Source organism: Krasilnikoviella flava (genome assembly GCF_900167525.1).
In the GTDB taxonomy this organism is placed as follows: domain Bacteria; phylum Actinomycetota; class Actinomycetes; order Actinomycetales; family Cellulomonadaceae; genus Isoptericola; species Isoptericola flavus.
This window is the reverse complement of record NZ_FUZQ01000004.1, coordinates 124,016-148,541: the sequence shown is the minus strand read 5'-3', so window position 1 is coordinate 148,541 and position 24,526 is coordinate 124,016. Positions and strand designations below refer to the sequence as shown.

The following is a 24,526-nucleotide window of genomic DNA, read 5'->3' as shown; positions in this document are numbered from 1 at the left end:
GGCCGCTGACCTGGGGAGACTCGGCACCGGCTCATCGTTGTGCAAGGGCTGTCTAGGTCACCGCGGGTGTGAGAAACCCGGGGCGCGGCAAGGAGATGAAGGGCACGTGGCGTTCGGAGTTGGCAGCGTCGTCAGTGTCCGCTGTGTGAACGGGATCTTGCAGACCAAGGCGCAGCCGTGACTGAAGACGTGATGCGGTGCCCGCTCTGCGAGTCACCCATGCAGATTCGTTTCGCCACGCGCGGGGCGAACGCAGGCCAAACCTTCTGGGGCTGCTCACGCTACCCGCAGTGCCGAGGCCTGCGCGATGCGGATGGCAACGTCCCCAGTCCGCGCAAGCCGCGCGAGGCACAGACACCGAGGAAGTCAACCGCGAATGCGGCCGGGCCGCGCGGCAGGTCACTCGCGCGGGGCGATTTGCTGGTCTCGTCGGAGAACACGCTCGGCCCCGGCAAGTTGGTTGCTCGCGATGGCGAGCGGTTGGTCCTTGAGTACTTCGACTCGCCTGGACAGGCTCCTGATGAGCGATACCGCGAGGCCGTGACACGCGTCAACCTTTCACGGCTGACGCTCTCGCCAGAGTTGCGGGTCTTCTGGACGGACGCGCAGAACCGCTGGCGATCTGGTCGGATCCTCGAGACCAACCAGCACCACGACATCTATGTGCGCGGTCATGAGTGGGAGGGCTTCGTTGCGGAGGCCGACCTTCACGTCCGCTGGGGCAAGCCGCTCCTCGATCCTGTTGGCTTCGCCGAGGCAGGCATGCTGGAGTCGCCCCTACTCGCCGGACTTCGGCTGCCCTTCCTGCAGAGCATCCTGGAACAGCGGTCGGCGTCGCATGGAATGCGAGCTGCACTCTCGAGTTCCATCGAACTACACAGCCACCAGGTCGAGACCGCCTGGCGGGTACTCCAGGATCCGGTCCAGCGCTATCTCCTCGCGGACGAAGTTGGCTTGGGCAAGACCGTCGAGGCGGGCATCGTCATCCGACAACTGCTTCTCGACAAGCCGGATCTGACCCTGCAGTTGATCCTGCCACCGTTCCTCATCGAGCAGTGGCGCGGTGAACTCACACAGAAGTTCAGGATCGACGAGTTCCGGCGCGCCACCATCCGTTTCGGACGCGACGATGATCCGGCTTCCTGGAGACCGGCCGACCTCATGGTGGTCGACGAGGCACACAACCTCGCGCGCATGTCCACGAGTAACGACCCACTGCTGACCGCCCGCTTCGAAGGCCTCCGTACGGTGGCGTTGGCAAGCCCGCGCCTGTTGATGCTCTCTGCAACGCCGGCACTGCACAACGTCGACGCGTTCCTCGCCATGTTGCGCATGCTCGACCCTGCCGTCTACGCGACTACCACGGCAGATCAACTGAGGGAGCGCCTCGAGGCTCGCGCGGAACTTGGGCGGGTCTTCCTCGGCCTGCAGCCGAGCCTTCCCGGGGTCTTGCTCAAGGGTCGATTGACGCAAGTCGAGACGGCATATCCCGACGATGCAGATGTCGCGGAGATTGTTGAGCAGACCAGAGTTGCCATCTCGCGGCAGGACAAGCCGGAGGTTGCCTCGCAGATCCACGCCCTTCGTACGCATGTCGCTGAGGTGTATCGCGTTCACCGCCGCATGCTTCGAACGCGCCGAACTGCCGCACTCGAAGGCACGTACCGAGTCTCCGGGCGACGCGCGCCAGAGAGCATCAACTTGGCCTCGTCGAGTTCCGACGACGTCACCGACGCGCTTGAGAGATGGAGGGAGCACGTGCTGGCAGTCGCCGAGGGCGACACCGCGGCCATGACGTCGGCGGGTCGCGCATTTGCGGACGCCGTTGCGCTCACCCTGGATCCCGACGCTCTGCGGGTTTGGGCGACGGCCCGGGCCGCCTCAACCACAAGCACGGCAGAACGCACAGCGTTGCAACGCGTGCACGCGGACCTCGGGTTTGGTGATCGTCGTGGCACGGTCAGTGGGCCGTTCGCCGATGAACTCACGGATCTCATGACGCTCAAGGAACGTGCGGTCATCTTCTGCCCCACTGCGGCACTGGGCGAGGAAGTGGCGAGGGAACTCGAGGCTCGACTCGGCTCCGCCAGCGTCTTCAGACACCTGCACACGGCGCCCAGCGATCGGAACGAGCGAGCAGTGCGGTCGTTCGAGGCGGCGCGACGAGCCGCCGTTCTCGTCGCGGACTCCTCCGCCGAGGAGGGGCGCAACCTTCAGTTCGCCGATGTCCTCGTACACCTGGGGCTGCCGAGCAGCGCCAACCGGCTCGAGCAGCGCATCGGGCGATGCGACAGGTGGTCACCAGGTGACGCGACGCAGTGGCGCTCATACACCATCTCTGCCAGTGCGCAACGCACCTACGCGGACGCGTGGGCTCAAGTGCTCGCAGACGGCTTTGGCGTGTTTGACGCGTCCATCGCAAGCCTCCAACGAGTCGTCGATGTGGCGACCGATGAGGCCTGGACCCTGCTGCTTGAGCGAGGGCTCGACGGCACCGCCTCCGCCATCACCCGTGTACGGGAGTTACTGACGGCCGAGAGGGAGCGAGTACGCGAGCAGGACGCGCTCGACAGTCTCGAAGCAACGAGCGATGACCGATCCGTCTATGCACGCGTCGCGGCGGTCGAGTCCCGCGCTGCCGACTTCGCCGAAGTAAGCGATGCGCTGCTCACGGCGGGTCGTGTACCGGGAAATCTCCGCTTCGACCGAACCGGCGACCCGGTCATGAGCACGGGTGGATACGAGATCGTGGGGCGTCTCTCAGGCCGCCAGGCGCAAACGCCGCTCATCCCCACGACACGCCTACTTCGTGATTTCGTACCGCTCAAGGGACACCGCGGCTCGTTCGTTCGCGAGGTCGCCCTCCAGCAGGAAGGCGTCCGTCTCTATCGCTATGGCGACCAGTTCATCGATGCCGTCAGCGACTTCCTGTGGCATGACGACCGTGGACGGGCGTTTGGCATGTGGAGATGGCTTCCGGACTGGGAACGCGACGACACGCCTGTCTACCGGTTCGACTATGCGGTTGAGGCAAACCCACTCGAGGTGCCCACCGCTGGCGACCCTCGCGACGCGTTGCGTTCGTTGAGCGCAGGCTTTGACCACCTCGCCCTCGCCAGGCGGGCTGATGGCATCTTCCCGCCTCTCATCGTGAGCGTATGGATGACGGCAGAGGGGCACGAACTGAACTCTCAACTGCACTTGGATGCACTGCGCGCGCCCTACGCGAAGGCGAACGGTGCGGTCACTGGTGGTGACTTCTCGCTCAACCGAAAGCGAATCGAGCACGCCTACGAACTGATCCCCGCTCAGTCATGGGGAGGTTCGTGGCGCCACGTTGAAGGAGCCGCACAGCGCCTCGCACGAGGTCGAGAAGATGTCCTGACGGCGGTGCAGCGAGCGTCCGCGACGGCGGACCAGGACGCCGAGACTCGACTACGCCAACTACATCTGCGAGCTGCGCGCAGTTCGAGGTCGGAGGCGGCGGTGCTCGAGGACGAGATCCGGCGCGAGGAGGTTGTCGCACGGGCCATGGCAGCCGCGGTCGCGACGCCATCGCTGCGGCTCGACAGTACGGGACTTGTGGTGTTGTCGGGCCGACCTCTTTCGGCGGACGCATGACGAGTCAATGGGACCTTGCGACCGCAACCCTCGCGAGCACCGCAGATCACCGGACGACACTACGCGGTCCATACCGTCGTCTCGTGGACACGTGGTTCTCCAGCCATGACGGTCAGGCGATAGCGGGTGATCTTGGCGCTCTGCTGGGGCAAGTCCTTCGACACCGGCGCGGCGTCACAGGCCAGGGCAACCACTCGCTGGTGCTCTCACTGAATGATCGCGGCGTCCCAGAAGGCTCACTGCGAAAGGCGCACCTACGGGTGACGCGGTTCGGGCTCGACCAACATCGCATCGGACTCGGAGACGCCTGGGCACCCCCATGGCTTCGTGGCGATCCTCGCTGGGTTGACGTCGCCAGCACGAGTCCTGACAGCTTCATGGGGCCGGACGGACTGATCTCGACCTCGGCGCGACACAACATCGCGGTCACCGTGGATCCGGCGGTCGGCACGATTGCCGGCGTGGAGGCATACCGGTCGCGTACGCAGGCGAGCGCGTTGCGGGCGGCAGCCCTCGCAGTACCCGACAGCACGGTGCACGTTGTATTGCCGACGGGAACCGGCAAATCCCTCGTCGGCGTTGCACCCGGGCTGCTGAAGAACTCGGGGGTCACGGTCGTCGTGGTTCCGACGGTTGCACTCGCGCTCGATCAGGAGCGGCAGACGCGAATGCGGTTCGCCCAGCAACCGCTCCCCGCGGAGCTTGCGTACTACAGCGATCGACCCGAGTCTGAACGAGAGGCGATCAAGACACGGCTCCGTGACGGCACCCAGAAGGTCCTCTTCGCCTCGCCAGAGGCTGTCGTGACCGGCCTTGCCCACGCATTGCGGCAGTTGGCATCGCGAGGCCAGATCAGCCACATCGTGGTGGATGAGGCACACCTGGTTCGTTCTTGGGGCTTGAGTTTTCGGCCGGACTTCCAGGTGTTGGCCTCTCTGGTCTCCGAACTTCGCGACATTGCGCGCGCGCGGGACGTCGATCCCCCTCGTGTCGTAATGCTGACGGCGACCCTTTCTCCGCAGAGCCTTCTCCTGAACGACGAGTTGTTCGCGGGCTCTAGCCCTTCCCTGTTCGTCGGGTCGACGTTCCTTCGCAGTGAGTTGCGGTACTTCCTGGCACCCCCAGTTGCGGAGACCCACCGGCTAGATCGGGTCGTAGACGCCGTCCGCCACCTGCCGCGCCCGGCCATCGTCTACACGACAAAGAGGGAGGCAGCTGACCAGATCGCGGCGCGCCTTCGCGAGGAAGGCTTCGGCCGCACTGCCGTCTTTCACGGCGACGTTCAGTCCGACGAACGGTCGCGCATCCTGCGATCTTGGTCAGGTGACGGGGAACCGACGTCAATCGACGTCGTCGTCGGAACGAGCGCCTTTGGCCTCGGCGTGGACCAGAGTGACGTTCGCACCGTGATCCACGCATGCGTTCCCGCGTCGGTTGACCGCTTCTATCAGGAGGTCGGGCGTGGTGGCCGCGACGGTCACGCCGCTCTTTCAGTGTGGCTGCCGAGTACTACCGACGAGCAAGAAGGTCGGCGAATCGAGAACGCGACGGTTCTAGGCGACGCCAAGAGTTGGGGCCGATGGCAGGCCATGCGAACCGCTCAGCGTACCGCAGACCCCACACGTCGGGAGATGGTCCTCGACACCAGTACCGTTCCCCCGTGGCTCACCCATGCCTCCGATAGCAACAGACTTTGGAACCGCAACACTCTGGTTCTGCTGCAACGGGCGGGCCTCCTCGACATCATCGACACGCCTCCGCCGGCTCTCGAAAGACAGCCTGACGAGCCGGAAGCGCGTTGGACCGCCCGCCTTGAGACCGCATGGACCGAGTACGCGAAACTGGCGACCGTGCGCATCCGACCTGGCGTGGGCAATGTCTCTGAGTCCACGGTGAGTCAGGCAATTGAGACCGTGCGATCGGGGATCCGGGACGCAGAGGCGAGTTCACGGCGGCGCATCGAGAGGCTCTTTGCACTGAAGGAGTGCTGGGGTTCCGTACTTAGCGAGGAGTACGAGTACGCCGCCATCGGTGCAATGCATGCCAACCAGGTCGTTGCCCCAGCGTGTTCAGGGTGTCCGGCGGAAGGCCACGCTGCACTGCCGTCACTGCGAGCAGCGCAACCAACTGTCTCCGAGGCTTCGCTGCCTGACCTTCAGCGTTCGGTGAGTAGCACTCTAAAGGAAATGTCCAACGGGAGTCGCACTCTGGTCGTCACCTACCCCGAAGGCGGACTGAGGCTCCACCTTCCTGAACTCGTGACTAAGTCGGTAACTCACGGCATCCGGGGAATCCTCGCGTCAGCAAGCCTCGCAGCAACCCCAGCGGTAATCGGCGCAAGCCGCTCCGCACAAGAGGGATTGGTGACCCTGGATCCCATCGTGGCGAGACCGCCAACACCGATCTCGGTTCCTACGCTCATCCTTCTGGACCCCGCGGATCCGCCACGACTGACCTGGCTGCGCGGTGAGAAAGGAGCACTCCGGATCGTGGTCGTCCCGGAGGGGACTCCCGATCCCGAGTACCCAGATCAGGCCGTCAAGAACATCCGCGTCCCTCACTGGTCTCTGTCGTACTTCCTGAGGAGTCTGTAGTGGCAGTACTCAATCCACCCCGCACGCTTCCCGGTCTGGGCCGCGCAATCGTCAACCACCTCCTGGAAGCACGACGCGCTCCCACCGAGGACGAACTGCTTGCGACGTTCAAGCCCGAGGGCCTAAACCAGGGCGCTCAAGCGAGCGGTGGACTGCTCAACACGATCTCGTCGCTCCGCGCCATCAACGTCCTCAAAACCGCCGGCGACGGCACGCTTCAGCTCGGTGATCGCCTTCCCAGCACCAAGGTTCCCTTCGACAGAGCACAGTTCCGTCGGGTGCTCCAGGAGCATGTCTTTGATCTGCGTCGGGACGGTGACGTGTGGGCCGGTCAGCCAGGCGAGGGACACACGAGCGGTGCGCGGGACCTGAACCGTGCGCTGACGTGGGTGCTCGCGCAGGATGCGCTTGGCCAGCCGTTGTCGTGGACGGACAACGTGCAGACCCTTCAGGCTCAACAGTTCCTTACTGGCAGCAACGCGTCATGGGCGATCACCAACGACACACGATGGTTGGCAAACGTCCGATGGGCGCTGGCACTAGGACTCGCCACGACCTCAATGATGAAAGACAAGAACGGCATTGTGCCATTGCCCGTCGTTGCGGTCGCGGACGCGGTATCGCGCGTTCCCGCGGATCGGTACTCGGTGCACGACTTCCTGGTGAGTCTCGGCCGGGCTGTGCCGGTGCTCCATGGCGGGTCATTGCGCTCGGGGCTCGTCTCCGTCCTCGGCAGCGACCCTGACCCCGGTGTGACCGAAGACTGCGCGGACAGTTCCGTGGGCCAGTCACTGCGCATCCTCGAGGACCAAGGGCGACTGCAGTTCGAGACGCTGCCCGACGCGGAAGGCATTCGCCTCTCCCGTTCCGATGCGACACGCCAGACGCACGTGATCGTGAAGCAAGGGGGCAAGAAATGAGTTGGCGCGGAACGCTGCCGGCAACCTGTTGGGACGCCGGCGAGGCCTCTGCCATCATCCCTGTCGAGGCGGAGAGCACGTCCGTCGGCGTCTTCCTTGCTACGCACAGCACCATCCCGATCACGCAGCGCGACCAGGTGGAGAACGTCCGGGGCGGCATGGTCGTCGATGAGCGGGCCCTCCTTCGTGCCGTCCAAGACCAGCCGGCCGACCAGCCCATCATCCCCATCTTGGGCAAGTCTGGGACGGGAAAGTCGCACCTGGTGCGCTGGCTGCGTGCGAACCTCGAGACGAAGCCGTCCACGAGGCTGATCTTCGTTCCGAAGCACCGGATGTCTCTGCGTGGCATCCTTGAACTGATCCTGGAGCATGCAAGCGGTCCGCGGGCGGACGAACTCCGTGTGAAGGTAGCGACGGCAGTCGATGCCGCGGCCGATGAAAAGACCGCTCAACTCAAACTGCGCGCGGCCCTAGCAGTCAACATCGAGACGCGCGGGTCGCGAAGCGAAGGTACGGCCGAGGAGATAGAACTTCGCCAGTACCTTGCTTCGCCGGAAGGACTCCCCGCACTATTCGGCGACGACGTCTTCCGGAGCCGGCTCTTGACGGAGCACGGCCCCATCGCCCGACTTGTGCGAGAGAAACTATCCGGCAAGGGGGACGGCGACAAGGAGGATGCCTTCGGCTTCACTGCGGACGACCTGAACCTCTCAGTCGATGACGTCGCTCGTGCCGGCCACGCGGCCCGAGAGGTCGCCGGGGCCTTGACCAGCGAACCCAGCCTCCGCGAACTCGCGGCGAAGATGATCAACGAGCAACTCGGACCGTCCGTGAGCGAGGTATTCGGTCTCGGAGGTGACGACCTCAAGCAGATCCTGACCGACGTACGCGTCGAGATGGAGCAGCAGGGCCTCGAGTTGCTGGTCCTCATCGAGGACTTCTCAATCTTCCAGGGGATCCAGGGCGGTCTCATCGACGCGATTACCCTGATCTCCACGGAGACCCAGCAACTCTGCCCGATGCGCGTCGTGATGGCGGTGACAACGGGTTACTTCGTCAACCAGATGCCCGAGACTGTCTACACCCGAACCTACCAGGTGTTCGACCTCGATCTCCCCGAAGGCAGTGCGTCGGCCTTTGACCCAAGAGGGTTTGCGAGCCGCTACCTCAATGCGGTTCGAGTCGGCGCGTCGACATTGGACAAGGCTCACACGCAGGGGGACGAACTGGTCAACGCGTGCGAACAGTGCCCTGTCAATGCCGCCTGCCATCAGGCATTCGGCCAGGTCGACGGGTACGGACTTTTCCCCTTCAATGGCCCTGCCCTTGAGCGTGCGATTGCGAGCCAATCCGCCAATGGGGGCTTCGTAGCCCGAAACGTGCTCACACGCGTCATTCGACCGGTTCTGAGCCGCGATAATGCGGAAATCGAGAACGGCCGTTTCCCGAGCGAAGGTTTTGCCGACGATTTCCGGGCGGGAGTCGAGGACCGCCTGACCAGCATCGAGGAGCAGTTCAAACTCCGCTCCCCCGGTGACGACGAACTGAGCGAGCGCCGCGTGCGCCTAGTCAAGTTCTGGGGCACCGGCACCGGGGCGGAGAACCTCGCGTCGCCGATACATGACGCTTTTGGCGTGCCGCCGGTCGAGGGACTGACCCGCAGGAGCGAGCCTGCGCCCGTTCCGGTTCCTTCCCTCGAACCCGAACGGGACCCGACAACGCGGTCCGCGCAGGCCCGGCCGCCGTTGCCGACGCCATCTCCGCAATCGCCTGCGCCAGAGCCTCGCCTCGTCAAGGCCATTGACCGTTGGATTGCCACGCAGAACATTCTCCAGGGCGACCTCAACGAACTGCGCAATATCATATTCTCAGCGGTCCGACCGCGGCTCAACCTCGAGGATGGGTACGGAGGCGAGAACCTTTGGCGGAATGAGAAGGCACTGGCCCCTGGTTTTGAGGCCAAGTCCGTCGAACTCAACCAAGCGAACCTTGCAGCCGCGGCCGCTGTCTTGCCCATCGACCGCTCGAACCAACGCGACATGCGTGCGCTCAGAGCTCTCGCCTGGGCGAACCAGAAGGGCTCCTGGGCAGGCGTGCCGGATGGTGAGGCACTGCAGCGAGTCGCGGAAGAAGCGGTTGGCGAGTGGGCCCGGATCGTCGCGGCGAAGCTGCTCCCGTCATCGAGCGCGGAGGACGACCACGAACTGGCGCTTCTAGCTAGTGCGCTTCTTGAGGCGTCGCGAGCGCTGGGCATCGCCGACGCGTACAAGACGGACACGGCTAGTAAAATCAGGGCGTTGTTCGCCCCGGGCCCACCGCGTGTAGATGCGGTGGCCAGGCCTCAACTGCAGTCGCTTCACAACTACATTCTCGACGGCGCGCCCACTCGTGTGGGCCGCGCACAACTGCAGCAACGACTCCTTCGTCACGCGTCGTACACGCAGGGCGCGGGCGATCCCCTGGCGCTGAACGTCACGAAGTTGGCTAAGGCGATTCGAGCCGGCACAACTGCGGCACAATGGCCGGACTCGACTCCCGATCTAATCAAGACCTCGGTCGCGACACTGGGCAACCGGTTGACGTCGCTCGAACCGCAGTGGCAGGAGGCGCAGGCGCTCGTCCCCGACCTCGCTGATCTTGGCGGCGACATCAAGGACGTCGCAGCCGAACTCCTGGTGCTCGTCAACGAGCGATCGGCAGCAGGTGGATTGCCTGGGGGAATCAGCCCCGAGGCCCTGCGGGTTGCGGCAAGGGCCCTGAAGCAAGGGGACCAGCGCAGGGTCGACGAGGCGTTCGCGGATCTGAGCAGGTGGGATGACCTCAGTGGCGTTGAACGCCTCCAAGTCCTCAACGGTGACTGGTTTGAGGCCGCTCAGCGCGTCAGGACCTGGCTGGACGGCGCGACAAGGGCCGTCGCGTTGCTGCAATCAAGCCTTGGGCAGGGTGGGACAACGAGCGTGCAGGCCGAGTACGCCGTGGGCCGCGACCGGCTCGTAGGGAACCTGAACGCGGCAGCCGACTCCATCGCTGGCCTTCTCCCGACGGCACCAACCGCTGAGGACATCGCATGACGTTGCGAAGCACAATCCAGGGCCTTCGGGCGAGCGCCGAGGTGGCGAACGACGAGCACAAGGTCAAAATGCGCACGGGCGAGTTCGTGGAACTTGCCGACCAACTCGAGCCACTGCTCTCCAAGCTTCCCGACCTGAGGATCGGGCTAGCCGAGGTGAGAAACCTCGACGTCGGCCTTCCTCCGGGACTCGCGCAGGAGATCACGCTGTTCACCGCGGGCCTTCGCGCGCTCGCAACCGAGCTTCCCAGCGTCGGGGTCGATCACAACCTGCAGACGACCAAGATCCAGGTTCGCTCTGCGGTAGCCCAAGTCGCCGCCATTGAATCGCTCGTTGCGGACGCATGGCACGAGTTCAGGAGCCAGCAACCGCCGCCCGTCAACCGCGACCTCGTGGACACCTTGGCCCGCGGCGGCGTCGACGTCGAGGACATCCGCAAGGAACTCGAGACCGCTCAGGCACGGTTGCTCATTGCGAGCACCACACGAATTCCCTCGCTGGGTGCGGTCCAGCGGTTTCGAGAGGCGATCGAAGCCATCCGTCGCTGCGGCAAGCGCCTCGGTGAGGTCGTTGACGCCGACATCGCGAAGGGAATCGTCGGGTCACAGGAACCGTCCGGCGTGCCGCTTGCGTGGTTCACGCCCGATCGCCTCGAGAGGCTGCGGAGTCTCGGTGTTATCGATCGCTTCCAGGTGCATCTGCGATGAGCACCGAACTGGTTTTGAGGATCCTCGACCGTCTCGAGGCCTTGGAGGACCCACTACTGTGCTGGGGCGTCGTCGACGGTGGCTTCAGCACCGACGAACTGCGCCACGAAGTCGCGGATGAGTTGGTGCGGTCCCAGGTATGGGACCTCGAAGCGGACGACCTGATCGAGGAAATGTCGTCGCGTGGCCTGATTGTGCATGACTCGAGCGCGTCGCCGGCACGGTGGCGCACGCGCAATGGCGAGACGGTTCGACTGCTGGCTCGCCTCAAGCAAACCTTCCCGGGACAGAATTGGCGGTCGGGCACGAACCTGGTGTCCGATTTTCGGTATGCGCGACGCCCGCGGTTCTACCCAAAGCGCAACCATCACTGGGACTCGCCGCTTGAGGGGTTGGAGGGACCGTCAGCGTCCGCCTACCGCGGGGTCCTCGAGGTGATGACCTTGCGCGGCACCAACCACGACCTTCTCAGCGGATTCCAGGTGCGTGCGACGCGTCAGATCCTCACGGCCCTTGAAGCCCGTACCACCACGGCTACGGTCGTCGGCGCGGGCACCGGTAGCGGGAAGACCAATGCCTTCTACCTGCCGGCTTTCGCGTACCTCGCTAGCATCCGCGACCCCTCCGCTTGGACGCGAGCGCTCGCTGTCTACCCCCGCACGGAACTCCTCAAGGACCAACTCGGGACCGCATTCGCCCACGCGCGCCGCCTGGACGGAATGTGGACCACGCAGGTGGGTCGCCCCTTGACGATCGGCGCGCTATACGGCAGCACCCCCACTACTGCCAGGGATGTGCGCAAGCCCTACCGCGGTTGGAGCAAGCGCCCGAACGGGTTGGCGTCACCGCAGATGTGGTGTCCCGGCGACGGCCACGCCGAGTGCGGTGGCGAACTGGTTTGGGAGAACGCGGACATCGACAAGGGTGTCGAGCGCCTAACCTGCAGTTCCTGCAAGCGCGTCTTCGGCCCCGAACAGATCGTCCTCACCCGCCAGAGCATGCAGAAGACGCCGCCCGACGTCTTATTCGTCACGACCGAGATGCTCAACCGTGGCCTTTCGGACCTGAACCTGTCCCGACCCTTGGGTGTAGGAGCCGCCGAGCACCAGAAGCCCCGGATGATGCTCCTCGACGAGATCCACACCTACGACGGAACCACTGGTGCCCAAGCAGCGATGGTCCTGCGTCGCTGGCATCACAGCCTTCAGGCCCCGGTGACGTTCGTCGGACTCTCCGCAACGCTCTCGAACCCTGTTCGGCATGTGGCGGACCTCACCGGCGTTCCTGACGACCAGGTCACGAGCATTACTCCGGAACCTGCCGAGCTCGAGTACGAAGGGGCCGAGTACCTGCTCGCTGTCCGCAGCGATCCCACGAGCGGGGCATCCGTACTGTCGACGACCATCCAGGCGTCAATGCTGCTCCCTCGCACCCAGGATGTCGCGGACTCCCGCATCTCATCGGGCGTATACGGAACGAAAGCGTTCGTCTTCACCGACGACCTGGACGTCACCAACCGTCTGTTCTCCTACTTGCTGGATGCTGAGGGTCAGAGGTACGCCAAGGGACGCACCAACTCCGTGAAGCCACCGCTAGCAGCTCTGCGTTCCGCACCAACCGGCGGCGACACCACACTGCAACGGCGGGCTGGACAACTGTGGGACCTCCCGATCGCAATCGGACACAGGTTCACGGCAAGGGGAGAGGGGCTCCGCGTCAGCCGGACGACTTCCCAGGACTCCGGGGTCTCGGCTGACAGCCAACTCATCGTGGCCACCGCATCACTTGAGGTCGGGTTCGACGACCCGGACGTTGGCGTCGTCATTCAGCACAAGGCGCCTCGAGGAGTCGCCGCCTTCCTCCAGCGCAAGGGCCGCGCGGGACGAAAGCGCACGATGCGTCCCTACACCGCTGTCATCCTTTCGGACTACGGGCGCGACCGAGCCACATACGAAGCGTGGGACGCACTGTTCGACCCTGTACTGCCCGAACTCGTACTTCCCATCCGCAACCGAGCCGTGCTACGGATGCAGGCAACGATCGCGATGGTCGACTGGCTGACCGACCAACTTCGACGACAAGGAGTCCCTAAGACAACCGCTGCCTGGAGTGCCCTCGCCAAGCAACCGACAGGGGACTTCGCGAAAGCCGGCCGAGAGACGCAGGTCAAGGCTGCGGAGATTCTTGAAGAGGTCCTGCGGCGCCCGGAACGCCAGCGCAGCCTCCACACGTGGGTGCAGGGAGCACTGGGTCTGACGGCTGCGGAGACCAACGAGGTGCTTTGGCACCCGCCGCGCCCCCTTCTGTTGGCGGCGATCCCGACACTTCGCCGCCGACTTCTGTACGACTGGGCAGTCGCAGGGACGACTGCAGTCCGGCGGTTCGCAGATCGGATGGGTGGCAATCCCCTACCCGACTTCTTCCCGATGAACCTGTTCAGCGAACTCGCGTTGCCCGAAACGCAGGTGAGTCTTCCGCCTCAACTGGACTGGGAAAAGGATCGCGAACTGCAACCGATGGCTCTGGGCCAGATGCTCCGCGAGTACGCACCAGGCCGTGTGTCCCGCCGGTTCGCGACCCGCAACCTTGAACACCGCCACTGGATCCCGATTCCCCTGGAAGACTCTGAGCCCACCCTGGAACTCACAACCTTCCTGCCAGTCTTCGGCGTTGAGGAGTCCTGCACCGTCGAGGTCGACGGCCAACCCATCGTGACTACCGTCGTGCGTCCAGACGAGGTTCTCGTGACGCTGCCCCCAGACGACATCAAGGACTCGTCGAACGCAACGATGCAGTGGCGATCGCAGTTCGCCGAGACCGGTTCCGGGATGGCCATTCGCATGCCGATGGCCGACGCAGTGGGACGCCACATCAAGGACGCGCGCTTCTTCCTCCACGCTCAGAACGCACACGTCAACGTTCACCGCGCCGCCCTCAGCGCCGACGCGACGTTGACCATGTCCGATGGCTCGGAACGGCGCGCGCTGTCCAGTTTCACCCTGAATGGCGAGCGAGCAGCGCTGGGCTCGGCCTTCGACGTAGACGGACTCCGCCTGCAACTGTCACTGCCAAGCGAGATCGCCATCCCTGATCACCTGATGCCAGGCCTCCGGAGTGCCTGGTTCCGACACGTTCTGACAACAGACGGGCAGCTGCTTCGCCATCTCAACCGCTTCCGTCTTGACTGGCTGTACCAGTGTCTCGAAGCAATGCTCCTCACCACCGCGGTCCGCGATCAGGTGAGCCTTGCCGACGCCTACGGCTCGGTACACAAGTCCCTCGACCGGAACCTCGACGAGACCCTGGACGCCATGTTCAGGAGTTCGGACGTCGCTGAGTCCGACACTGGCACGATGACGAAACTCGGCGCACGCCTCAAGGCCGCCCTGAGGGAGCCCGAGATCGTCACTCGTCTCGATGCACTCGCACCGCAGTACTGGGAGCCGGATCAGGAGCCCTTCCTGCGGTGGGTCCGCCAGCGTGCCCTGTCGACGATCGGCCACGCCGTGCTCGCGGCTGCACGACAGATCTGCCCCGAGCACGACCCTGAGAGCGTGATCGTCGACGTCGAACCAGGTTTCGATCCCGCAGGCAACTCTCGAAGGGACGAGGTCTGGCTTTCAGAGAGTTCCGTCGGAGGTGGCGGCTTCATCGAAGCGCTCGCCGCTCGGGTGCGTCCTGATCCCCGACGCTTCCTTCGTCTCGTGGTGCGCGCGGTGCAGCCAAGCACCGATGAACTCGTCGATGTACACCTACAGCGCGTCATCGGGCTGATCAACACCGACGCCGCATGGACCACGCTGGTAAACGACTTCCGTTCGGCTTCGACCCAGACCGACCGGGTCGCCGCACTCGCGCAACTTCGCGGCGCACTCCGCCAGTCAGGCATCTATGGCGCGGAGCAGTCCGTGGTGACCTCACTTGCAAGTCGTGTTATGCGCCCCGGTTCAACGGCCGCGACAGACAAGACGCTATTTGCGGTGACGAATGGGTGGAAGGCCGAGGAGCAACGCCTCGGCGTCGAGATCCCTGCTCGGACGTGGGCGTACCTCATGCGGGGCCGATCCGACCTGGACTCAGGTCTCGTGCTCGCGGGCGGCGCCACCGAACGACAGCGGATGGACGCGATCCAGAGCCTGCTCTGGCCGCGTGGATGGCAGGTCGCCGCGGATCGCCTTTACGCCTGGAACCCCTTTGCGGAAAACCCGGCCGCAACCCCGGGGGTCCTGCGGGCTCTCGCAACGGACGGAGAGTCGCCACGAGCCGTCAGGGATGCCAGTCGAGTTCGGGACGAACTGGCAAGGCGCGGCTCGGTACAGGTGCTCGCGACTCCGGACGAGGCTCCCCACCTCGCGACACTTCTCGTCGACCTGAGCACCGAGCCTGTCGTTACGGAGTTCCTCAAGGTCTACCCGCGGGTCGCCGAGATCGATCACCGACCCAATGGCGATGTGATCGTAGCCATTGAACTCGCCGAGGTGTCGGAATGAGACGTATCACCACCGCTGGCCGTGGGCACACGCGCGTGCTCAACGACTTAATGCAGAACTTGCTCGTCACCGAACTCCTGGTGCCGTCAGATCAACTCTGGGTCCTATCGCCGTGGATCTCCGACATCGACGTCATCGACAACACAGCAGGTCAGTTCGCGGCGATCCTGCCGGGATTGCCCTCGCGAAAGGTCCGCTTGACCGAAGTACTGATCGAACTCGCGAGACGAGGCACCGAAGTGCGCGTCCTGACACGCGACGTCGAGAGCAATCTGGTTGCGCGTCAACGACTCGAGAACGTAAGCGGCCTCGGCGCACGGCCCACGGTGCGGACCCATGCCAACCTCCACGACAAGGGAATCTTGGGCGACCGCTTCCATCTTCAGGGTTCGATGAACTTTACGTTCTTCGGCCAAGCAGTCAACGCCGAGGGCGTGACGTTGACGAACGACCCACATGCCATTGCGGAGGCGCGTCTCACGTACAACACCCTCTACACGAAGGGGGTCGGTCATGGGAGCGCATGAGGAGTTCTTCGGCCCTGGTAACGACATTGACCCCACGAACCTGCCGCCAGAGCAGGAGACTTCGATCGAGTCTTGGCTCGACGACATTGGGAGGAAGCGGATCGCATTCCTTCCCCGCGCCGCCGGCGGCAACCTCTACTGGTACGCATTCGCGCCCACCGCGCGCGAGCAAAGGGAACTACTCTTCCTGCTCGACGCGTGGATTGGCCCGACATTCAGCGACCTGCCGCGAAGTCGCGGACGTCTCTACCCGCGTGACCGGTTTGACACCGCACTCGCGCAGAGTGAAGTCCCACCACTCCGGTTTGAAGTCCTTCCGCGCAAGAGCCCCTTTGCTCGTGACACGGTGCGCCAGACACTCATCGTTCTCTCGAAACTCGTACGGAAGCGTCCGCCGTCTGAGTTCGATGCGCCACGCACGACCGTCGAGATCCTCGACGACCTCGGACATGCCATCAGTGCCGGAGACCAGCGAGTCGCGCTGGATTGCCTGCGCGAACTGGAAACCATCGCCGACCTTGAGCCCGCTAACTTGGCGTTCCTGCGCATCCGCGTCAACGCAGGTCTTGGGGATGTCGACGCGATCCTTCACGACCCTGACCTCACACACGTCCTGCAAATGCGCAGGCCCGCGGGCGTCACGCGCCTTCTCCAAGGCGCGGTCTACAACCGATACCTCGTCGAGGCCGACCGGGCGCGTGACCCGGACGAGTTGGCGCGCGCTGCAGCCGCTATTCCGTCCCACCTCCGCTTGCTCACCGGTGTCGCGCAACCGACGGACCGCGCCTCGGTAATGGTCGAGTTCCTGCTGGCATTCCTCCGGAGCGGTCCGGCAGAAGCCCTTGCGCGGATGGCAGAGGAAGCGCGCTCCATCTCAAACGACCTCAGTGATCTGCTCGCAACCCTCGTGCCAGTGATCCCCGAGCCTGCGGATGACTCGACATCGACAGCGGAGCCCCAAACCGAACCGTCGAAGACTAAGGTCACGCCGGACGATCAGTTACACCAACTCATCGAGCAGGGCGAGTGGGCCAACGCTGTTGCCTTCGGACTCAAACTACCTGCTACACCTCCCGTGGCTGCCCTGTTGCTCTCGTGCGTCCGAGAATTCTCTGACGCGGCGACCGCCGCCGACGTCGCTGCGTTTGTGGACAACGCCGGACTTCGCGCCGACGTCGATGTGAACGACGCCGTCGTCCGTGCCGACCTGGAATGGCTCGAGCAATTCCTGAGCCCATCGCGAGCTCTGGGTTGGAACAGTTGGTTCGACGCCCTCGAAGCCGGGGACGCCACCGCGGCCGCCGCCGACTTCAATGTCACTGCGGACTGGGCGCAACTCGACCGCTCCGTCGTGGCCGAGCGCCTCGCGACACTCAGCGACGAGGCGCTAGCACGCATGGGCGAGCACGGTGGCGCGTTCCTTGCCGCACACTCCTCACTGTTCTCCGCTGCGGACGGTGCAGAACTGTGTGAGCGAGTCCTAGCTGGCTTCGCTGTAAGCGGCAAGAGTTCCCTGGGCGTGCGAGTCCAGACCGTTGCCCTGCTCGAGTACATGGCTGCCGGTTCGCCGTCCGCAGACGTCGTGGCGGCCGCGCTCGAGTGGACTCGGCTGATCGTCGAGGCCGCGACATCAGCTGTTACAGCGAACTGGGCCGTCGACGTGCTGCAAGCAGCGACAACAAGCCCACAGCCTCTGGCTCTCGATGCAAAGCACGGACTGCTTTTCGGAGCACTGGACGTACTCCGACCCCTGCAGTCAAGCCTTAGCCTCGCGGATCTCGAAGGGCTGCGCCTGGTAGCCGAGGAACTCGATACCGCACTTCCGGGTGACTTCGTTGTCGATGATGCACACGGCGACCCAGCGGCGCCCTTCCTCTACTTGAAGGATGCCGTCGTTGTGCTCTACTCCTTGACCGAGTCGGCGACGACCCGCGCGGCTCAGGTTCTTCGGCGCCTGATACCTGGCATTGACGTCCGTACGACGGCCGAACATGACGGGAGCCCACAACTCGCCGCACTCAGCGCGAACGCGGACATATTCGTCATGGTCGCTGCGTCCGCGAAGCACGCTGCGACCGAGTTCATCAAGGCAAACCGGAGAGGCCGACCCGTTATCCAGGTGAACTCTCGAGGGAGTTCCGCGATCCTGCGCGAACTCGCTGAAGGCTGAGATCAGTGACTTTGGGACGATCCTTCGGTTCGTTCGAGTGGGGGCTATACGACCCGTAATGCGCCCACCCGGACACCTTCAGGCGGCCGGCCAGACCCCCGATCGTCGCGTGCTCACGACGCAGTATGCCCGATCGCCCAAGCCACCGCACGCGTGGTGAAGCGGCATGGCTCCACGAGGCCGGGACCTGCTCGACGAATATTCCCCTCGAGGACGACGGATCCGGACGATCAGGTTGGGTTACATCAAGCACTTCTCCGCCGTGTCGAGGGAAGGTTTCGCAAGAGGAAGTTGGTGAGGCGCCGCACATCGTTAGGCGTATTCTGGAGCGAGTTCCACCTCGGCTGATCAGTCTCCGTGAATCGCCACGCGCCTTCGGTCCAGGCCGAAACTCGGCGGAGATGGAGGAAGGCATCGTAGTACCAAGGCTCATCAATAAATTCCTTGGCCGTGCGGTCCTCCGTCAGATTATCCATGACATAGCCCAGCGAGACGATCCCTACACCGTGCGTGAGACGTGATCGGCGTGGCGGTTGCTCCCACGCCAGTTCCCAGTTCGACTTCACAGTGCCCCAAAACACCTTCAAATGCAGCACCATCTTCTCAACATCTCCGGTACCAGTCGCCGGGTCGCGGTACTGATAGAGTGCACCCTCATAGAGACTGTTCTCGATCATCTTGAGAACACTATTGTCCTTGATGTATCCGTCTGGAGCCGTGGGCATTGAGATGCGCCCCGCAAATGGGCTGTCTGAGTCGGTGTTCAGCCGCATCATGATCTCCGCCGGCAACTTTCGCCGCGCATAACGCACCGGCAGTTCTCCGGAAGTTCCGGGGAGGAGTTCGTTGATCAGCCCTGACGGCAAGGGCTTAGTGTTGTTGACCAAGATGAACTGCGATCGCTGATCTTCCTGAGTGTGAGCGATGAATCCGACGGCCGCTACCGGGAACGACGAAAGTTCGGCGTCGCGAATCGCGGCCGAACGTTGCTGACCGTCGACGATCAACGCTGGCCGCTCGTCGTCCGCGAGGGCAGGGTTCACTGGAATGACCAGTTCGCCCATTGACGAATGGTCGTTTGCAGCGAAACGCTGTTCAAAGGTGACGCCGCGGTCGAAAGCGAACACGATCGCGTTCGGCAACATTGCATCGTCAGACTCCAGATACCGCCGAATAGCCCGGACATGAGTCAAGACCTCGGGGCGCTGATACCCATCTAGCCCATGCTCGTCCCGATGCACGCGCGACACAGCTGCGAAATCGTGGATCGTCTTGCCCTCGACGGCAAACGTGTAGATTCGGCGGGCACCTTGCATGATCTCGATTGCGGGCAGTCGGAGTTCATATTGGCCGCTCATTGGCGCTCCCAGTTCGGTGTCAATTCAACTTCCGCATCTTGCGCTCGAGCACCGAAAGATTGTGGAACCCTCGGCGCTTATTCCGCTCTGTCCCTCTAAAGATGATGATCTCAACCCCGAGCGTCGTACAAAGGGTGCAAGGACACGACCGCCACGGGGAATCGCCAAGCGTTCGAGCGTAGCGATCGATATAGGACTTCTTCTTGCTACCCGCCTGGCAGAGTGATTCGTACTCGTCGAGGGCCTGGAGGGCGTCGTCGGCGGTGTGGCTTCCGGCATCGAAGCCCCGCAATGCGATCAGTACCTCGCGCTCTGCCGCGACCGCGTCACGCCCCGAAACCTTGCCGGCGAGGATCGCACGCTTCAGTGTCGGGTTTCCGTCGACCTGCGGCACCCTGATTGCGACATAGGCATCGTCGTCAGTGTGGTAGTTCTTCCGATCGTCCATAAAGCTCTGCCGAAAGGGGCTCGTGCTGTCGAGGCTCGTGACGCCGTGCCGCGCGAACTCCGTCATCGCTTCAACGCGGGTTATCCCGAGGAGATGGATCTCAGTGCCCGGCGCACGGACATTGTCAATCTCATGGAGACACTCGAGGATATCGTTGGTCTTTAGCGGAACCATACCCCCTAAAGCGATGCGCTTGTAGCCCATCGACTGAAGTTCCTTAACAGAACGCGCGTAGCTCGCTGGGGACCAGCCTTGTGCCGCTCCCACGGGTTCGAACTCTGAAATGTACGATTGACTCGCGGCGAGAAACTTGTCGCCAAACTCCAGGGAGATCGATTGGCGTCGCTTCCACTCAGACTCGGCGGATATCTCTGTGGCGTCGCGGTCGTACGCCAGGATCACATGGTCGATGCTCACCCCGGCTTGGAACCCACAGCCGATGTAGAAGTCAAGGACCTCCTCGACTGTGTACGGAGGTTGGTCCTCGTCGACATAATTGAATGCCCCGCAGTCACCGAGTGTGACGACGTCTTCCGGGAGACGAAAGAATTTCTGGACGCCAAGTCGATATAGACGGTTCCGCTGGGACTCGCTGTACTTACCCGTCCCCTTCACCGACCCGTCGACGATCGCCTTGGATACCAGCATCCCATCGTAAGGCTTTTCGTCCAGGACTTCGTGGGCATATCGGTCGTCACGTTGCCGTACGCGAAACGGGCTGTACTCGTCGTGGATGAAGTCGTACGTCGGCGACACGAGGTCTTGACTGTCTGGGAAGTAGAACCTCATCGCTCCAAACTCCGGGACTCGAGGTACTTGCGAATGAGGAAGTTTGACAGAGCGGTGATGTGCCGCGGAACGTTCTGAAGTTCATCCCACTTTAGACCGAGTTCCTCCCACGATCCTTCGGTCCAGTGGCAGTACGGAGCAATCCGCTCCAACTCCTTGCGGATCTCAGCGCGCACTTCGTCGCTTTCGGGACGCACATGCGCCACCACTCGATCGAGCAGTCGTGACATGGACCGAATCCCGACTCCACCCATTAACCGCGACTCGGTCGCGGGCAGCCCCCATGCGTCCGGAAACAGGTCCTTGACCGCACCCCAGTACGCCACTAAGAGGTGTCGAATCGCCTCAGTGTCGGTGTTACCGGATGAGTAGTTGCGGTAGGCGAAGAGCGCTCCCGATGGTGACTCGAGCGACTCCCTGAGAGCCTCAACCAGGCCATTATCCTTCACCCGGGTCTTTGTATCCCCGGTCTCAGTTGAGGCCCGTCTGATCAATCCGAAGAACGGCGAAGCAGGATCTTGGTTGAGCATATCTACAAGCGCGGACGGGAGTTTGCGCGTTGCTAGGCGTGGGGACGGCGCCGCCACGATCTCCGGGAGCAGTTCCGTCACGAGGCTGCTTGGAAGGGGCTTGACGGTGTTCACGCGCAGGAACTGGTCGCGCTGCAGGTCAAGCGAGGGCGCCACGAAGCCAGCAACGAGCACCGGTAGGCGCGTGTGCCGTGTCTGGGCGAGCGCGAGGCTGCGCTGCTGTCCGTCGACGATCCATGCCGGTCGTGGAGCGTTGGGGTCGGTCGGGAGCGAGATCTCAAGGGTCCCGCTCGTTGCGAGTCCGTCCGTCGTGGCGGGGCCTCGCGAAGAGCGGAATTTGACTGTGTCGGGTAAGGCGAGGATGACGGCATTCGGGAACAGAACCTCGTCGGAGTCGAGATAGGCAAGGATCTGCTTCACATGCTGCCGGGTCTCGGGCCGTTGGTAGCCGATAAGTTTCCCGGCCTCGTCGCGGGAGATTCGCGCGACGTCAGCGACTTGTGCGAGTTCCTCTGCAGCGAGAGCGAACACGTAGAGCGGCACCTGCTCGCTCTGGTGGATCTTTAGGGCTCGCCGCTCAAGTACAAAGCCGTCGCTCATCGAGTTACCTCCATTGCGCGTGCGAAGAGCCTCCCGAACCGTGACTGCTCACACGCAAAGCCACTGCTACGCAGCGTACGGAGCGCCTCTGATCGAGAGAGCCGTGGGTTCGCTGTTCGCATCGACCGGATGGCTGTCATCACAGAATCATCCGACATCGGGCGACGATCCCAAACCTCGGGCTTTGCGACCTCGGCCTCCCAGGCATACCACTCAGGGAACGCGTCCTCGGCCAGCAGGTCGCGCCCATCGAGTCTCTCGAGCCACGCGGCCGCGATCCGCTGGTTGAGACTCATCATGGTGCCGCCGAGCTCGGTGCGTAGCGAACGGTTCCCTGGGAGACGACGAGCACCTGCTACCTCGCCCTCACCGCCGACGACGAGCACGTTCGGGTTCGACTGGGCGAGGCGCGAGATGTCTCCCCGAAGCGGGGCTGAGTAGGCCGCCGACATGACCACCATGGTCGGCGCGCTCGGAAGCTCAGCGATCGTCGTCGCTCCTGCATCAACGCAACGCTCCGCCCACCATCGCTCAGCGTCCAACCGCGTGCGCGCGACGGCGTCTTCATGCGTCAGCGTAAAGGTCGCGGCGTACCCGGGAGCCTCGGATTCAACGTGGCGGAGGCCGAGGCCAGCGCTCGCTACGTAGAGTGTCGGTCGGAAGCCCACCGAGGCAGCGTGGCGCTCCAGCAGGATCGAGCGCTTCCATGCATCGCCCTTGTACAGGTCACGCAGCCGACGGCGTGGCCCCGGCGCCCCGAGAACCCGGTCACGCCAGATGTCAGACCGTCGAGCAAGACTGACGCCTGGAAGGTCGCGAGCGCTCAACCCAGGGCCTGGCACCAACGTCTTCCGCCCGGTGCACGTCACGATGATCGACAGTTCCCGCAACCTGCACCTTCCTCGACCTGGAAACTACATCCCTCGGCGCGTTGAGTGCGCTCGCAGTTTCTCCGTAGACGTAGGGTACCGTAACTGCAGACCCACGAGGAGGCGCCATGACCAAGCCCGCAGTCGTCCTGCTCTCCGGAGGACTCGACTCCACCACGACTCTCGCCTTGGCGAAGGACCAGGGGTATGCCCCGTACGCGCTGTCCTTCAGCTACGGCCAGCGCCACGCCACCGAACTGGAGGCGGCCAAGAGAGTCGCTGCCGCTCAGGGCGTCGAACGGCACGTCGTCGCCGAAATCGACCTTCGTGTCTTCGGCGGTTCAGCCCTGACCAGCGACGTCGCCGTGCCGAAGCACGACTCCGCCGACGAGCTCGCGGCCGACATCCCGGTCACCTACGTGCCCGCCCGCAACACGATCTTCCTGTCATTTGCCCTCGCGTACGCCGAAACCGTCGGCGCCAGCGACATCTTCATCGGGGTCAACGCGCTCGACTACTCGGGGTACCCAGACTGCCGGCCAGAGTACATCCGCTCATATGAGGTGATGGCCAACCTTGCGACACGCGCAGGCGTCGAGGGTTCGAAGCTCGCGATCCACACCCCACTCATGGAGCTCACGAAGGCGGGCACCATCCGGGCCGGCCTTGCCCTGGGAGTTGACTACGGGCTGACCTCGTCGTGCTACGACCCCGACGCCACCGGTCACCCCTGCGGCCACTGCGACTCCTGCCTTTTGCGCCTGAAGGGCTTTGACGAAGCCGGCGCCGTCGACCCTCTCGAGTACCAAGCCTGAGGCCTCCAACGTGAGCTACAAGGTCAAGGAGATCTTCTACACCCTTCAGGGTGAGGGGACCCACGCTGGGCGCCCCGCCGTCTTCTGCCGCTTCGCCTCGTGCAATCTTTGGACGGGACACGAAAAGGACCGAGCACGGGCAATCTGCCAGTTCTGCGACACGGACTTCGTCGGCACTGACGGACCGGGTGGTGGCAAGTTTGTGACTCCCGCCGAACTCGCCGCCGCCGTGGCAGACAAATGGCCACTTGAGTCGCGAGCGAACCGCATGGTCGTCTGCACGGGGGGCGAGCCGCTTCTTCAGTTGGACGAGGCAGCAGTCGATGCCCTTCACGCAGAGGGTTTCTACGTCGCCGTCGAGACCAATGGAACCCAGGCGCCGCCCCCGGGGATCGATTGGCTGTGCGTGAGCCCGAAGATCGGGGCCCCGCTCGTCATCGACGGTGGGCACGAACTGAAACTTGTCTACCCGCAGGACGGCGGCGACCCTGCGCAGTTCGAGCATCTCGCGTTCGAGTCGTTCCGGCTCCAACCGATGGACAGCCCCGACGTTGCCGAGAACACGAAGGCGGCGGTCGGGTACTGCATGGCTCACCCAAACTGGAACCTCAGCATGCAGACCCACAAGTACCTAGGGATTCGGTGATCATGGAGCTCTTTAAGGAGTTCACCTTCGAGGCGGCACACCGTCTGCCGAACGTGCCGCCCGGGCACAAATGCTCACGACTCCACGGACACTCATACAAGGTGCAGGTCGAAGTCACGGGGCCCGTCGATACCGATCTGGGATGGGTCATTGACTTCGGCGACATCAAGGCTGCTTGGGGGGATCTCGACGACGCCCTTGATCACCGCTACCTGAACGAGGTCCCTGGGCTCGAGAACCCCACGAGCGAGCTCCTCGCTGTCTGGATCTGGGACCGGCTTTCCGCCGCACTCCCCAACCTCCTCTCTGCCGTCACGGTCAAGGAGACCTGCACCTCGGGGAGCACCTATCGAGGGACGGCATGAGGACGC

Annotated in this window: 15 protein-coding genes; 11 read left to right on the top strand and 4 right to left on the bottom strand. The window is 63.8% G+C overall.

What is annotated here, in order from left to right; genetic code table 11:
• The first annotated feature begins 177 nt into the window (after positions 1–177).
• From dpdE to dpdD, 8 genes are read left to right on the top strand one after another with little or no spacing between them, the layout of a single operon-like run.
• A complete protein-coding gene (dpdE, locus tag B5Y66_RS11580) occupies positions 178–3,621 on the top strand; it encodes a protein DpdE (protein ID WP_139820855.1) in 3,444 nt (1,147 codons plus the stop codon).
• Positions 3,618–6,215: a protein DpdF gene (dpdF, locus tag B5Y66_RS11575; RefSeq protein ID WP_079574660.1), complete on the top strand. Its 2,598-nt coding sequence runs from the start codon at positions 3,618–3,620 to the stop codon at positions 6,213–6,215. Before dpdE ends, dpdF begins: the two co-directional genes overlap by 4 nt.
• The gene (gene dpdG / locus B5Y66_RS22225) at positions 6,215–7,135 is read left to right on the top strand and encodes a protein DpdG (protein ID WP_139820854.1); all 921 of its coding nucleotides are present in this window, start codon (positions 6,215–6,217) and stop codon (positions 7,133–7,135) included. Before dpdF ends, dpdG begins: the two co-directional genes overlap by 1 nt.
• Positions 7,132–10,206 carry a protein DpdH gene (gene dpdH, locus B5Y66_RS11560; protein ID WP_079574657.1) on the top strand — a complete coding sequence of 1,025 codons (3,075 nt, stop codon included), beginning with the start codon at positions 7,132–7,134 and terminating at the stop codon, positions 10,204–10,206. Before dpdG ends, dpdH begins: the two co-directional genes overlap by 4 nt.
• Positions 10,203–10,913: a hypothetical protein gene (locus tag B5Y66_RS11555; RefSeq protein ID WP_079574656.1), complete on the top strand. Its 711-nt coding sequence runs from the start codon at positions 10,203–10,205 to the stop codon at positions 10,911–10,913. The genes dpdH and B5Y66_RS11555 overlap by 4 nt, the downstream gene beginning before the upstream one ends.
• Positions 10,910–15,403 carry a protein DpdJ gene (dpdJ, locus tag B5Y66_RS11550; protein ID WP_079574655.1) on the top strand — a complete coding sequence of 1,498 codons (4,494 nt, stop codon included), beginning with the start codon at positions 10,910–10,912 and terminating at the stop codon, positions 15,401–15,403. The genes B5Y66_RS11555 and dpdJ overlap by 4 nt, the downstream gene beginning before the upstream one ends.
• Positions 15,400–15,930 carry a phospholipase D-like domain-containing protein DpdK gene (gene dpdK / locus B5Y66_RS11545; RefSeq protein WP_079574654.1) on the top strand — a complete coding sequence of 177 codons (531 nt, stop codon included), beginning with the start codon at positions 15,400–15,402 and terminating at the stop codon, positions 15,928–15,930. The genes dpdJ and dpdK overlap by 4 nt, the downstream gene beginning before the upstream one ends.
• Positions 15,917–18,100, top strand: a complete 2,184-nt coding sequence (gene dpdD, locus B5Y66_RS11540; protein ID WP_079574653.1) for a protein DpdD — start codon at positions 15,917–15,919, stop codon at positions 18,098–18,100. Before dpdK ends, dpdD begins: the two co-directional genes overlap by 14 nt.
• Before the next feature lie 245 nt (positions 18,101–18,345).
• On the opposite strand, the gene dbpB (B5Y66_RS11535) is transcribed toward dpdD, so the two are convergent.
• The 4 genes from dbpB (B5Y66_RS11535) to B5Y66_RS11520 are packed head-to-tail and all read right to left on the bottom strand — an operon-like array spanning position 18,346 to position 22,493.
• Positions 18,346–19,458: a DGQHR domain-containing protein DpdB gene (dbpB, locus tag B5Y66_RS11535; RefSeq protein ID WP_079574652.1), complete on the bottom strand. Its 1,113-nt coding sequence runs from the start codon at positions 19,456–19,458 to the stop codon at positions 18,346–18,348.
• Positions 19,459–19,477: 19 nt separating this feature from the next.
• Complete coding sequence (dpdA, locus tag B5Y66_RS11530) at positions 19,478–20,695, bottom strand: tRNA-guanine transglycosylase DpdA (protein WP_079574651.1); 1,218 nt, start codon at positions 20,693–20,695, stop codon at positions 19,478–19,480.
• The gene (dbpB, locus tag B5Y66_RS11525) at positions 20,692–21,825 is read right to left on the bottom strand and encodes a DGQHR domain-containing protein DpdB (RefSeq protein WP_079574650.1); all 1,134 of its coding nucleotides are present in this window, start codon (positions 21,823–21,825) and stop codon (positions 20,692–20,694) included. Before dbpB (B5Y66_RS11525) ends, dpdA begins: the two co-directional genes overlap by 4 nt.
• The gene (locus tag B5Y66_RS11520) at positions 21,822–22,493 is read right to left on the bottom strand and encodes a hypothetical protein (RefSeq protein ID WP_139820853.1); all 672 of its coding nucleotides are present in this window, start codon (positions 22,491–22,493) and stop codon (positions 21,822–21,824) included. Before B5Y66_RS11520 ends, dbpB (B5Y66_RS11525) begins: the two co-directional genes overlap by 4 nt.
• A gap of 329 nt (positions 22,494–22,822) precedes the next feature.
• Here B5Y66_RS11520 and queC point away from each other — a divergent pair, with 329 nt between their 5' ends.
• From queC to queD, 3 genes are read left to right on the top strand one after another with little or no spacing between them, the layout of a single operon-like run.
• Positions 22,823–23,509 carry a 7-cyano-7-deazaguanine synthase QueC gene (gene queC / locus B5Y66_RS11515; protein ID WP_079574648.1) on the top strand — a complete coding sequence of 229 codons (687 nt, stop codon included), beginning with the start codon at positions 22,823–22,825 and terminating at the stop codon, positions 23,507–23,509.
• A gap of 10 nt (positions 23,510–23,519) precedes the next feature.
• Positions 23,520–24,155, top strand: a complete 636-nt coding sequence (gene queE, locus B5Y66_RS11510; RefSeq protein WP_079574647.1) for a 7-carboxy-7-deazaguanine synthase — start codon at positions 23,520–23,522, stop codon at positions 24,153–24,155.
• A gap of 2 nt (positions 24,156–24,157) precedes the next feature.
• Complete coding sequence (queD, locus tag B5Y66_RS11505) at positions 24,158–24,520, top strand: 6-carboxytetrahydropterin synthase QueD (RefSeq protein WP_079574999.1); 363 nt, start codon at positions 24,158–24,160, stop codon at positions 24,518–24,520.
• Positions 24,521–24,526 lie beyond the last annotated feature (6 nt).